The 12,766-nt window shown below is 40.7% G+C and carries 10 protein-coding genes; 4 read left to right on the forward strand and 6 right to left on the reverse strand.

What is annotated here, in order from left to right; all coding sequences use genetic code 11:
* Positions 1–1,191: a phosphoglycerate kinase gene (locus tag EZV76_RS02680; RefSeq protein ID WP_136565032.1), complete on the reverse strand. Its 1,191-nt coding sequence runs from the start codon at positions 1,189–1,191 to the stop codon at positions 1–3.
* Positions 1,192–1,323: 132 nt separating this feature from the next.
* Between EZV76_RS02680 and EZV76_RS02685 the strand changes: the two genes are divergently transcribed.
* Genes EZV76_RS02685 through EZV76_RS02695 form a run of 3 tightly spaced genes read left to right on the forward strand, consistent with a single transcriptional unit; the run spans position 1,324 to position 3,710 of the window.
* Positions 1,324–2,475, forward strand: coding sequence for a DNA polymerase III subunit (locus EZV76_RS02685; protein ID WP_136565033.1), 1,152 nt, complete (start codon positions 1,324–1,326; stop codon positions 2,473–2,475).
* A 12-nt stretch (positions 2,476–2,487) separates the two neighbouring features.
* Positions 2,488–2,883: a DoxX family protein gene (locus EZV76_RS02690; RefSeq protein ID WP_136565034.1), complete on the forward strand. Its 396-nt coding sequence runs from the start codon at positions 2,488–2,490 to the stop codon at positions 2,881–2,883.
* Between the two features lie 26 nt (positions 2,884–2,909).
* On the forward strand, positions 2,910–3,710 hold the full coding sequence (locus tag EZV76_RS02695; protein ID WP_236640842.1) for an endonuclease/exonuclease/phosphatase family protein: 801 nt from the start codon (positions 2,910–2,912) through the stop codon (positions 3,708–3,710).
* A 43-nt stretch (positions 3,711–3,753) separates the two neighbouring features.
* On the opposite strand, the gene EZV76_RS02700 is transcribed toward EZV76_RS02695, so the two are convergent.
* The 5 genes from EZV76_RS02700 to EZV76_RS02720 form a co-directional block, all read right to left on the reverse strand.
* Positions 3,754–4,260: an OmpH/Skp family outer membrane protein gene (locus EZV76_RS02700; protein WP_136565035.1), complete on the reverse strand. Its 507-nt coding sequence runs from the start codon at positions 4,258–4,260 to the stop codon at positions 3,754–3,756.
* Between the two features lie 240 nt (positions 4,261–4,500).
* Positions 4,501–5,331, reverse strand: coding sequence for a class I SAM-dependent methyltransferase (locus EZV76_RS02705; RefSeq protein ID WP_136565036.1), 831 nt, complete (start codon positions 5,329–5,331; stop codon positions 4,501–4,503).
* 86 nt (positions 5,332–5,417) lie between these two features.
* Positions 5,418–7,286: a tRNA uridine-5-carboxymethylaminomethyl(34) synthesis enzyme MnmG gene (gene mnmG / locus EZV76_RS02710; RefSeq protein ID WP_136565037.1), complete on the reverse strand. Its 1,869-nt coding sequence runs from the start codon at positions 7,284–7,286 to the stop codon at positions 5,418–5,420.
* 3 nt (positions 7,287–7,289) lie between these two features.
* Positions 7,290–7,709 carry an rRNA maturation RNase YbeY gene (gene ybeY / locus EZV76_RS02715; protein ID WP_136565038.1) on the reverse strand — a complete coding sequence of 140 codons (420 nt, stop codon included), beginning with the start codon at positions 7,707–7,709 and terminating at the stop codon, positions 7,290–7,292.
* A complete protein-coding gene (locus EZV76_RS02720; RefSeq protein ID WP_236640843.1) occupies positions 7,702–10,800 on the reverse strand; it encodes a coiled-coil domain-containing protein in 3,099 nt (1,032 codons plus the stop codon). The genes ybeY and EZV76_RS02720 overlap by 8 nt, the downstream gene beginning before the upstream one ends.
* A 423-nt stretch (positions 10,801–11,223) precedes the next feature.
* Here EZV76_RS02720 and gltX point away from each other — a divergent pair, with 423 nt between their 5' ends.
* On the forward strand, positions 11,224–12,732 hold the full coding sequence (gene gltX / locus EZV76_RS02725) for a glutamate--tRNA ligase (RefSeq protein ID WP_136565040.1): 1,509 nt from the start codon (positions 11,224–11,226) through the stop codon (positions 12,730–12,732).
* Positions 12,733–12,766: the final 34 nt, after the last annotated feature.

A 12,766-nucleotide genomic window follows, 5' to 3' on the forward strand; every position in this document is an offset into this window, starting at 1 on the left:
CTAGTCCAATATTGCAGCGATTCCTGGTAGGGTTCGCCCTTCAAGGCTCTCCAACATGGCGCCTCCTCCTGTGGATACGTAGCTCACTTTGTCCTCAAAACCGAATTGTTTCACCGCTGCTACGGAATCTCCACCCCCAACTAGGGAAAAGGCCCCTTTTTGAGTGGCCTCGTCTATGAAGTTTCCAATAGCGATAGTTCCTTCGGCAAAAGTCTCCATTTCAAACACACCAACAGGTCCGTTCCAAAGTATGGTCTTTGAGTTTAAGATTACCTCCTTAAAGTTTTCCAAAGTCTTTGGCCCAGCATCCAGACCTTGCCATCCATCAGGGATTTTATCCACGTCCACAAACTGAGTGTTGGCGTTGTTGTCAAAGGCATCCGCAGCCAAAACATCCACAGGGATATGTACTTTGACCCCCTTGGCCTCTGCTTGTTTTAAAATATCCAAGGCCAAATCCATTTTGTCGTCCTCACAAATGGAATCGCCTACGCTACCTCCTTTTGCTTTGACAAACGTATAGGTCATACCACCGCCAATAATAAGGTTGTCCACCTTGTCCAATATATTTTCAATGATGGTGATCTTGGACGATACTTTTGCCCCACCCAAGATGGCAGTTACCGGTTTTTCACCGGTCTGCATCACTTTTTCGATAGCTTTGATTTCTTTGGCCAATAAATATCCGAAACATTTATTCCCAGGGAAGAATTGGGCCACAATGGTGGTAGAGGCGTGTGCTCGGTGGGCCGTTCCGAAGGCATCGTTTATATAAATGTCCCCGTGCTTGGCCAAGGCTTCAGCAAAAGAGGTATCGCCTGCTTCTTCCTCTGCATGGAACCGAAGGTTTTCCAACAAAAGAACCTCCCCGCTTTTTAGCTCGGCTACGGCATCATCCGCCACTTTGCCCACACAGTTCCCTGCAAACTTTACTTGTACACCAATAATTTCCGATACCGTTTCACAAATATGGGAAAGGGACATGTCCAGATTCACTTTTCCTTTTGGCCGTCCCAAATGGCTCATTAAAATGGCAGAACCCCCATCTTCCAAAACCTTAAGGATGGTAGGCTTTGCCGCCTCTATCCTACTGGTGTCCGTTACGTTAAAGTCGCCATCCAAAGGCACATTGAAATCAACCCTTATCAATGCTTTCTTTCCATCAAAATTGTAATCGTCTATCGTCTTCATGTAGTGTGTCTTTATGAGAAGTCCAAAAGTAAAGATTTCCTGCCTTTTGCCTTGGTCCGTATTGTTATTTTTTGGTTGCTAATCCAAAAAAACGTGAAAAGACCAAGCCCCTAAAAACCTTATCTTTGGAGCATGCTGTTTAAAAATGTCCTGGGTCTGGAGCACCTTAAAAACCATTTGGTGACCACTGCCGATTCTGGTAGGGTGGCCCACGCTCAACTATTTGTTGGCCCGGAAGGTTCTGGGGTACTTCCCATGGCATTGGCCTATGCCCAATATCTGCTCTGTAAAAACACTGGAGGTGAAAATGAAGGTGGCGATGCTGTTTGCAACACCAAATGTGCCTCTTTATCCCACCCTGACCTCCATTTTGCATTTCCCGTAGCCAGTTCGGACAAGGTGAAATCACATGCGGTAAGTGACCATTATCTGCAAGAATGGAGGCAATTTGTAAAAGAACAGCCCTATGGCAATCTTTTTGATTGGTACAGACATATTGGCATTGAGAAGAAGCAGGGGCAAATTGGTGTGGACGAAGCCCAGGATATGGTCAAAAAGCTTTCATTGAAATCGTATGAGGGAGGGTACAAAGTCTTAATGGTTTGGATGGCTGAAAAAATGAACATTTCCGCCGCCAACAAACTGCTTAAACTCATAGAAGAGCCCCCAGAAAAAACGGTTTTGCTCTTGTTGGCCGAAGAGGAAGAACAAATCATTAATACCATTAGATCCCGGTGTCAGATTTTGCATTTCCCTCCGTTGGCGGAACAAAATATTTTGGACGAGCTCACCAACCGTGGAGTAAGTCAGACCGAAGCACATGCCATAGCTCAAGAGGCCCATGGCAATTTCAACAAGGCTTTGGATCTGTTGAACAAAGATTCCGAGGACCTCGTTTTTGAGCGATGGTTTGTACAATGGGTGAGAAGCGCCTTTAAAGCAAGGGGTAATAAAGCTGCTATCCAGGAACTCATCTTGTGGAGCGATGAAGTGGCCAAAACAGGGAGGGAAGTACAAAAACAGTTCCTGAACTATTGCTTGTCTCTTATGCGCCAAGCCTTGTTGCTCAACTATAATGCCCATGAACTTGTGTATACCAAAATCCATATGGAGGACTTTGACCTGAAGCGCTTTGCGCCCTTTGTCCATGAAAACAATATTTTGGATATTGTGGAGGAACTGGAAAAGGCGATTTTTCACGTGGAACGTAATGGAAATTCCAAGTTGATCTTTACCGACCTATCCATAAAATTAACACGGCTGTTACACACCAAAGCCGCCTAAATTTACCTGACCATGGAAAATTTTACTGCATACACCACCGAAATTCTTTTACTCATTTTTCTGACCATTACCTTCTTACAAAGTGGTTTAGATAAGATTGTTGATTGGAGGGGAAACCTAAGTTGGCTTAGTGGCCATTTTGCCAAAACAGCTTTTAAGGGCATTGTTCCATTTCTATTGGGCACTGTTCTTTTTTTGGAGATGGTTTCCGGCATTTTGGCTGCAGTTGCCATTTTTCAGTTTCTTTTTGAAGGTGAAAGTTCAATTGCTTTTTACAGTGCTGTGGTATCTGCCATTACATTGTTGCTCTTACTTTTTGGACAGCGAATGGCCAAAGATTACGAAGGCGCAAAAACCATTGTGGTGTATTTGATTCCTACCGTGTTTTTGGTGTACTTGCTCCAATAATTTTTATGTAATCCAACCTTATTTAAATGAAGTTAAGAAAATTACTTTGCTTGATTGCCCTATTGATTTGTTCAATAATGATTGGACAAACCAATGCGGCACATAACCCTGTAGTACGTGTGCTTACTTTTAATATTCTGCATGGTGCCACAACCAAAGGAGATTTTAACCTAGATGTTCTGGCCAAAGTTATTCAAGATGCCAAACCCGATTTTGTTGCCCTTCAAGAAGTGGACTTTATGACCAATAGGGCCAAAAAATATGATTTGGTGACGGAACTGGGTTGGCGCACCAAATTGGTTCCTCTCTTTGGAAAGGCCATGTCATACGATGATGGGGAATATGGAGAAGGAATTTTGTCCAAACACACTTTTATAAATACCCGAAATGTAGCTTTGCCACATAGCCCACAAAACGAACCCAGAGCGGCTCTAGAAGTGATTACAATGCTTCCTTCTGGTGACACCATTGCATTTGTTGGCACACATTTGGACCATTTAAAAGATGCAACCGATCGCATTGCCCAGACTAAACATGTGAACACCACCTTTTCCCAAAACCGTTATCCCACCATTTTGGCCGGGGATTTAAACGATGTCCCGGGAAGCATTCCTATTTCCATACTTGAAGAAGTTTGGAACGCTAGTTATGACGAAAACAATATTGCGCCAACATATCCTTCTGACCATCCTGCCAAAAAAATCGATTATGTAATGTTCCTTCCCAAAGATAGGTGGAAGATTCTTGAAACAAAGGTCATACAGGATACCGTGGCGTCCGATCACTGTGCCTATTTAGTTACCCTGGAGTTACTTGATAAAAAATAAGGCCCAATAAATTGGGCCTTATGAAATTCTTTTGGACAAGTTCCTATTTTTCGTACTTATCATTTAAAATCTTCAAGATGGTTTCTGTAAGGTCCTTTGTGTCTTCTCCATAGAGCACCGCTCCACCGTCACCACCTCCTAAAATATAGGTATAGCCGTTGGCCTTTCCATAATCCTTGATTTCCTTTTTTACCTTCTTCACCAAAGTATCCATTTCTGCTTGGCTGGTCTGTTGAAGTTGTTGTTCCTCTTGTTGTAATTGCTGTCCAACAAACTGACCGCGTTGTTGCAATTGGCCATATTCTTCTTGGGCATTTTTTTGAGACATGCTTTGTGCCTTTGTCTGGAAAGCCTGTAATTCCATTTGGAAGGATTGGGAAATGCTGTCGCGTTTTTTTGTCATGGCATCAGCTTTCGTCTTGAATCTCGCTTCAACATCAATTTTTTCTTGATATCCGTCCATGAGCTTCACACTGTCTACATAACCAATCTTGTTTTGTTGGCATGCCATTGTTGTCAAAACCACGGCTAGCATTATAATTTTTTTCATGTTTCACTTTTTAATGATGCGCAAAAATAGAAAAGCTTTTGGAATGCTCGTCATTATCTTTTTGTGAAGTAAAGTCGTGACCTTCATCGCTATAAGAAATATCTATTCGTTCGAATAGAAATCATTGTTAATGACTATTGAATCAAGCCCCCATAAACAAGCCCTAAATCGCTTTTCGTTTCTTCTGAAGGCATTCGTCCAAACCAACCAGAATGGACGCAGGAATCGCGCCCTAAAGGCTTATTCTGCTCTTTTTAGTTCATAAATGATGGAGGAATGCTCTTTGGTGAACCACGCACTGAAGTTAGACCACAATCCCACAAAAAAAGCACTAATTAAATAGAATGGGTTTCCTTTGTATTTCTCCGAGAGCATGGAAACATAAAATGCATCGAACAGCATGGGCCTTGTTCGAACAACTTTCATATGGTGCTTTTCAAAAAGTTTGGATATGGCGGTTCTTGAAAAGTGCCATAAATGTCTTGGTACATCATAGCCCGCCCAAAAGTTTTTGTAATACTTGGCATCCATCGATTTAAAATTAGGAACAGCCACAAACAAAGATCCATCTTCTTTAAGTAGTGAAACTATTTGTTCTATTTGTTGGTCTAGATTGGGTAAATGCTCCAGCACATGCCATAAGGTAATTACATCAAACTGCATCCCATTTAACTCACCCAAATCCTTGTGCAGTTCTATTCCTTTGGAAGCAGCATTCGTCCGCGCCTTCTCATTGGGCTCTACCCCGGACACTGAAAAACCATTAGATTTGGCCGAAACCAAAAAATCTCCTGTTCCTGCCCCAATATCGAGCAAGTTTTTATGCTCAACATTTTGATTATCAGCTATTTGAGTCTTGTTTTTGAGGTTTCTTCTCTTTATGGTCTGATATAATCTGTCTGTAAAAGATGTTTTCGCATCTGTATGTGAAATATAGTTCTCGCTATCGTAGTAGAGTGCCAAGTCATTTGGTTGGGGGGTAGTGATTAGCATGTCCAAATCCTCATCTTTTAACAATTCAAAAGATTCTCCTGAAACAGAAAAATCCTTAGTCTTTAAAAATAACTTCATGCCTTTACAAGAAACTTTTATGTGTTTGAAAACATACCTAAATGGAGAGAACTAAAAAGGTATTTGTTCCACGTGGAACAAAACTTTTATCGTCCCAAAAATACCAGTAGAACACTTATGTCTGATGGAGATACCCCGCTAATTCTTGAAGCCTGAGATATGGTTACAGGTTGAATCGCCTGTAGTTTCTCGCGAGCTTCAAAGGACAATGACTTCAGCTTTGAATAATCAAAATTATCTGGAATTCTTACATTCTCCAATCGATGCAATTTATCCGCATTGCTTTTTTCCTTTTTAATATATCCCGAATATTTGACCTCGATTTCTGCTTGCTCAAGGACTTCAGAACTCAATTCATTTTCTGTCACAAAAGCCGAAACAGATTCCAACTGAAGCATGTGGTCCATAGTTACCTTTGGCCTGGAAAAAACCTTAAAAAGCTTATCAGACTGTTTTACGGTGGCAGAATCCAAAGATTCTAAAATGGGATTTATTTCATCAGGGTCAAAGCTTGTCTTTTTAAAAAATCCTATGAATTCCCTTGATTTTTCTTGCTTACTTTCCATTCTGCGTAAACGCTCTTCCTTGGCCAACCCAATGGAAAAACCTTTAGGGGTAAGCCTAAGATCGGCATTGTCTTGACGAAGCAGTGTCCTGTATTCTGCCCTGGAGGTAAACATTCTATAAGGTTCTTCTGTTCCCTTGGTAATTAGATCATCTACCAAAACCCCAATATATGCCTCATCTCTTTTTAATATGAAGGGCTCTTTTTCATTAATCTTTAAATGGGCATTTATCCCAGCAATCAAACCTTGGGAAGCAGCTTCCTCATATCCAGTGGTCCCATTAATCTGACCTGCAAAATACAAGTTCTCAACTAACTTAGTTTCTAGTGTATGCTTTAACTGTGTTGGCGGAAAATAATCATACTCTATAGCGTATCCTGGCCTAAAGAATTTAACCTTTTCAAATCCTTTTACAGATTTAAGCGCTTTGTACTGCACATCTTCTGGCAAAGAAGTAGAAAACCCATTGACGTAAATTTCAACTGTATCCCAACCTTCTGGCTCAACAAAAATTTGATGCGCGTCCTTCTCTGAAAACCTATTAATCTTATCCTCAATAGAGGGGCAATATCTAGGACCTAAACTTTTAATTCGTCCATTGAACATAGGTGAGCGATCAAAGCCTTCGCGCAACAATTCGTGCACAACAGCACTCGTATGAGTCATGTAACAATCCCGTTGTTCTTTAAGTACCGGAGTGTCTAAATAGGAGAATTTTTCTGGATTTACATCTCCAGGTTGAGGAATCATTTTTGAATAATCCAAAGATCGGCCATCTACTCTTGGGGGTGTTCCGGTCTTCATGCGACCACTATCAAATCCTAAACCAACCAGTTGCTCAGTAATACCCGTAGCCGCTTTTTCACCCGCTCTTCCCCCGCCAAACTGTTTCTCCCCAATGTGGATAAGTCCATTTAAGAAAGTGCCATTTGTCAGCACAACTGCCTTGGCCCTGATGTCTATTCCAAGCGACGTCCTAACACCGACCACCTTTCCATTTTCAATTACCAAACCAGAAACCATCTCTTGGTAAAAATCAGCATTGGGTGTGTTTTCCAAGGCAAGCCTCCACTCCTCTGCAAAACGCATACGGTCATTCTGTGCCCTTGGGCTCCACATAGCTGGACCCTTGGATTTATTCAGCATTTTAAACTGAATAGCGGACTTGTCGGTAATAACCCCGCTGTACCCGCCGAGCGCATCAATCTCCCGGACAATTTGCCCCTTAGCTATGCCGCCCATAGCAGGATTGCAGGACATTTGCCCTATAGTTTGAAGGTTCATGGTGACCAAAAGAGTCTTTGACCCCATGTTTGCAGCAGCAGCCGTTGCTTCTGCACCAGCATGACCCCCTCCAACTACTATAACATCATATTCACTCTCAAACATATCCTATTGTTCCACGTGGAACATTTTTATTTTTTCTTCTTCTTTCTTCCTCATCAGCGAGGCCTCTTTTTCGGACTTATCCCCGTATCCCATAAGGTGTAAAACGCCATGGCTCATTACCCTTAAAAGCTCTTCGCCAAAATCAACATTAAAAGTAACGGCATTCTCCATGACCCTATCCGTGGAAATAAAAACATCCCCTGAAATAGTAGTCCCATCTGAATAATCAAAAGTGATAATGTCCGTTAAGGTGTCGTGATTTAAATACTCTACATTTATCTTCAAAAGGTCTTCGTCTGAGCAAAAAATATAATCAACCTGGCCCACAACAAAATCTTCAGAATTGATTATTCTACTAACCCAATCGGAATGCTGCGCTATATTTTCTAATTGAAACTCAGACTTAAAATGAAACTCAATCATTTTTAAAATACACCTTTACCTTCTTATTGTAATTTTGTCGCAAAGGTAGTGCTTGCCTGTTTAATATTTCGGTGTCGTTTTGATAATCTTTAAGAAGGTCTGGTCTGGTAGTTATGGGGTTAGAGAAATCATTCTTGTTCACAGTGCTTTCACGCTCCTTCTTCTCCCCTTGAGTAAGTGTAGCATTTTCCAACTTCATTAGCTCGTGCTGAATCCTGTTGGATTTACTCCTAGTACGCTCGGTAATGCCATTCTCCAACAAATCGTTCTCAAAATCTTCCATCTGTTGGATAAGCTTTTTGGCTAGATTTTGGTCACCCTTATTCAACATATCGTTAAGTTGCTCCTCTAATTGTTGTCTTAAAAACTGTTGTTCTTTGTATATTTCATAAACCTCATCCAACCCTAGCTCATCATCCCCTAAACCCTGTCCTCCTTGCTTGTTTTCTTCTCCATCACCATTACTAGTGTTACCTTGATTCTTGTCTCCTGATGAATTTCCCTTTTCGGTTCCTTCTTGTCCTTGCCCTTCTTGTTGTGATGGCTTACTGCTGTTTCCATTACCCTGCATTTTGTCCTGTATGCTCTGTTGCCCCTGAATAATATCCGGTAATTGAAAATCTGAGCCTTGCCCACTCCCTTGACCAGGTTTCATATTTTGCTGCATGTTATCCAAGATATTGGCCAAAAAATCAGCCAAGGAATTAGTGGCATTGATTACGTACTGTTGATAAGAGGCTCCCTGATAAATTTGATTTTCAGCTATACTCTCCAATGACTTATCAATGTTATAATACACTTCCGTAATCTGCTCGTTCACAAATTCTGAAAGTTCAGTTCTCCGCAAAGAGAGTGCAAACAAACTATCATCCACATGCTCAAACAACCTTCTAAGTTCCTTTTGATCACGCACAGTTTTAGAGAACTGGGAAATATCTGCATCACTATTTTCTACCTTATCAAACAAATTTTCTTGCTTAAAAGAAAATGTCACCAAATTGTCCAGAATCTGCCTTAGCATCTCTGCGTCCTCAGAATCCGATGACCCTCCAGATGATGCAGCTTGCTGCATTGCATTACTCATCTCTTCCATTTTTTGGGCGGCAGATTTTTGTTTCTTTGATGCATTTTGTTGGCTCCCCCCTTGTTCATCAGTTTTTTTCATCTTCTCCAACTCTTCAAGAGCGTCCTCTTGGTCCTCTTTTACTTCTTCTTGCTCCTTCTTGGAAACCTCCAACGGCATGGGCTTTGCCAAATCATCATTGTCCTTCCTTAATTCATCCAATTGTTTTGACAACTCCTTAAACTCATCGTTAACCTTCTTTTGATCTTCCAGAGATTGATTGTCCTTACCTTTATCACTCAACTCTTCCTGCCTTTTGGCCAATTCCTCTAAATCGCTCGCGAGCTGGGACATTTTCTCAGTGACATAATATCGCTTTGTTAACTCTAGGATTTGCTCTAGGTTTCTTGCGTTCTTACTTTGATTTTTACCCAATTCTTCCAATCGCTTTTGCAGCTCTTCCTTTTCAATCTGTTCCGCAATTTTATTGAGTTCCTCTAAAAGTCTCTCATTCTTTCTGGCCTCAATTTCCTGCCTTTCCAGCCTTTCCTTAAGCATCTTTTGCCGCTCACTATCCTGGGCACTTTTATCGATACTCTTGTTCAGCTCACGACTAAACTTTTCCATTAACTGTTCTTGTCGTTGTTGCCTTTCCAAATAATCCTTAATCTGATTACGGTCTTCAAAGGTGAGACCCCTTTCCTCCTTTTGCGCATCATTCAATTTAGACAACTCTTCTTTTTGCTCCTTATACGATTTAATGGAGTGGTCCAACTTATTAATCGTGTTGCTTTGAAATTCTAACTCCTTGTTTTTCAGCTCTTTATCATTGAAAAGTGTAGCGTTGAACACCTGACTCCTACTAATCTTACCATCCCTAATACCGTCATTATCAACTACTTCAAAAAATAACTTGTAATTTACTCCAGCCTGCAACTGAAGCCCTGAAGGAAACGTGTAATAAAATTGGTGTACGCTAGATTTTGGAGATTCCAAAACAATTCTTTGTTCTGCTTGAACATCAGCAGCAGGAAAACAAACCAACTGTATCTTGGTAATCCCATAGTCATCCGCTGCTTGTCCACTATAAAAAGATTGGTTAGGGTTTAGCGTATCCAAAACTTGTTCTACCTGTATGGTGGGCTTTTCATCCCTGACAACGTCTATTCGGTAATTTAGTCGTTCAAAATCGGACACGAATGAATTTGATGTACTTAACTCATACTGATAATCTTTATATAATCTATGTTGATACGTAAAAAATTCTCCATCCTTTGAAAATAGATATGTGGAATCTGGAGCATGCATTTCAATACCATCAACATAATCACCAGTAATCCTCCATGACACTCTAGTGCCTTCTGGGACCAACGCATTACCAGTCCCTGTGACCTCTTCTGGTGTTCGCTTCAAATAATTAGGGAAATCAAAAACCATTGCAAAATCCGTCAAGGTAGGGGTCCTGCGACTAACTATATTATAGCTTCGGGAGTTCCATCCGTTTGCTGTCAAAAAAAAAGTAGATTCCATAACAGGTGCATCAAACGTATAGCTATAGAATTCACCTTCATCCCTTAGCATCATTTGTTCCCCATTCATAACCATAAAGATGTTCTCCGGCTTTACACTTCCCTCTGTAGTAACCTTAATCACCAATGGTTCCTTATCCAACACCGTCAACGATTCATTAAGCACTTTGAACTTAAACGGCGCAGGGCGCTCATAGACCAGATCATAGTTCATGACCCTCTCATTGGAATTGAAAAAAGATACTATGTTTCCAGACACCCAGATAAAGGCAAGAAGCCCTAGAGGAATGAAAATATACTTGGCATAGGTATAACTTTCCCTAAAATTAATGGCCTCCGCAAAAGGAACAGGTCTCAACCGCTTTGCACGCTGTTCAATACTTGCCAATAGCAAATCAGACTTACTAGGGTTCTCGGATAATTCCAATAGGTTCAACAATTTATCATCAACCTCATGAAAATGCCTTCCAATTAAGCGTGAAGCCTCTTTGTTATTCATTCCCTTTCTTAATCTAAAAAGAAAAAAAAGTGGTATGGCAATAAACTTATACAGCAGAAAGAATTCAACCAACAAGAAAATAACAAATAGCGTTAAGCGCCAACTCTGATTCATCCATAATAGCTGCTCCAAAAAAGTAATCGCTATCCAAAACAGCAAACCAAAGGTTAAAAAAAGAAAAATACCCTTAATAAGCTGTTTGATGTAAAACTTTTTGGAGAAACCATTAAGCTTATCCAATATGTATGAATAGCTACTCAAGACGAACAATTTTATTACCAAGATACCCGATACTAGCTAAACCAACTGAAAATTTTTGTTAAAGCTTATCATATCAGGCAGTTTAAATCCATATAAAGGCATGCTAATATCCCTTTTCAAATCTTAATATGCTATGTATCTTTGTGCCTTAAGCTGTATACTATGAGCGAAAAAGTGAGGGTAAGATTTGCCCCTAGCCCAACCGGGCCATTACATATTGGAGGTCTTCGTACTGCTCTATTCAATTATTTATTTGCCAAAAAACATGGCGGAGACTTTCTCCTGCGAATAGAAGATACCGACCAAAATAGGTATGTAGATGGTGCCGAAGCTTATATAGTGGAGGCTCTTAATTGGTGTGGCATCCCCTTTGACGAAGGCCCGGACAAAGAAGGAGCATGTGGTCCCTACAGACAAAGCGAGCGCAAAGACATTTATAAGTCGTATGCACTACAGTTAGTTGAAAGTGGAAATGCTTACTATGCTTTTGACACGCAAGAAAATCTCGATTTCCATAGAAAAGACCACGAAGCAAAAGGAAAGACTTTTATTTACAATTGGCATAATCGCACAAAATTGTCAAACTCCCTGTCGCTATCACAAGAACAGGTAAAAGCAAAATTAAATTCTGGCGAAGATTACGTTATCCGTTTTAAATCTCCTCAGGACAAAGAACTTATTCTAAAGGACATTATTCGTGGTGAAATAAGAATAGACACCAATGTTTTAGATGACAAGATACTTTTTAAAAGTGATGGCATGCCTACCTATCATTTAGCGAATATTGTGGATGATCATTTAATGAAAATCTCCCATGTTATCCGCGGTGAAGAATGGTTGCCTTCATTAGCCCTCCATACGCTATTATATGATGCTTTTGACTGGAAAGCGCCACAATTTGCACATTTACCCCTTATTATGAAACCCGTTGGAAAAGGCAAACTGAGCAAGCGGGATGGTGAAAAAGGAGGATTCCCTGTTTTTCCTCTCACATGGAACGAATCGGAAGGTTACCGCGAAGCCGGTTTCTTTCCAGAGGCCGTGGTGAATTTTTTGGCCCTTTTAGGGTGGAACCCAGGAACAGAACAAGAGATATTTACCCTCCAAGAGCTTATAAAAACCTTTAGTCTAGAACGGGTAAACAAATCTGGGGCCCGCTTTGACCCAGAAAAAAACAGTTGGTATAATCAGCAGTGGCTACAACGCAAAAGTGATGAAGAGCTGGCAGATTTGTTTCTACGAGAACTTTCAAAAAGATCAGAGACCTTAGAAATGTCCAAATCATACGTGCAAAAAGTAGTTGGTCTGATCAAAGAACGGGCAAGTTTTGTTTCTGAGTTTTGGGATTTGGGAAGTTACTTTTTTGAAGCCCCCTCTGAATACAATGAAAAGGCAACAAAAAAACAATGGAAGGAAGATACGCCTCAAATCATGGGCAATGTTGTTTCAGTCTTGGAAACTATCAATGACTTTTCTTCGGCCACCATTGAAGAAACAGTCAAGGCCTGGATTACAGACCAAGAACTTTCCTTTGGAAAGGTAATGCCCCCTCTGCGATTGGTTATTGTTGGGGATATGAAAGGTCCTCACCTATTTGACATTATGGAACTTATTGGCAAGGAAGACAGTATAGAGCGAATTAAAAAGGCCATTTCTGTATTATCCCAGTAAAGATTCTGTAACAAAACTTGTTAGTTGCCTACTG

Source organism: Flagellimonas alvinocaridis (genome assembly GCF_004916895.1).
Lineage (GTDB): Bacteria > Bacteroidota > Bacteroidia > Flavobacteriales > Flavobacteriaceae > Flagellimonas > Flagellimonas alvinocaridis.

Coding starts and splice junctions, on each gene's coding strand:
- EZV76_RS02680 (WP_136565032.1), bottom strand. CDS start 1,191: ATGAAGACGATAGACGATTACAATTTTGATGGAAAGAAAGCATTGATA.
- EZV76_RS02700 (WP_136565035.1), bottom strand. CDS start 4,260: ATGAAAAAAATTATAATGCTAGCCGTGGTTTTGACAACAATGGCATGC.
- gltX (WP_136565040.1), top strand. CDS start 11,224: ATGAGCGAAAAAGTGAGGGTAAGATTTGCCCCTAGCCCAACCGGGCCA.
- ybeY (WP_136565038.1), bottom strand. CDS start 7,709: ATGATTGAGTTTCATTTTAAGTCTGAGTTTCAATTAGAAAATATAGCG.
- EZV76_RS02695 (WP_236640842.1), top strand. CDS start 2,910: ATGAAGTTAAGAAAATTACTTTGCTTGATTGCCCTATTGATTTGTTCA.
- EZV76_RS02720 (WP_236640843.1), bottom strand. CDS start 10,800: ATGAATAACAAAGAGGCTTCACGCTTAATTGGAAGGCATTTTCATGAG.
- mnmG (WP_136565037.1), bottom strand. CDS start 7,286: ATGTTTGAGAGTGAATATGATGTTATAGTAGTTGGAGGGGGTCATGCT.
- EZV76_RS02690 (WP_136565034.1), top strand. CDS start 2,488: ATGGAAAATTTTACTGCATACACCACCGAAATTCTTTTACTCATTTTT.
- EZV76_RS02685 (WP_136565033.1), top strand. CDS start 1,324: ATGCTGTTTAAAAATGTCCTGGGTCTGGAGCACCTTAAAAACCATTTG.
- EZV76_RS02705 (WP_136565036.1), bottom strand. CDS start 5,331: ATGAAGTTATTTTTAAAGACTAAGGATTTTTCTGTTTCAGGAGAATCT.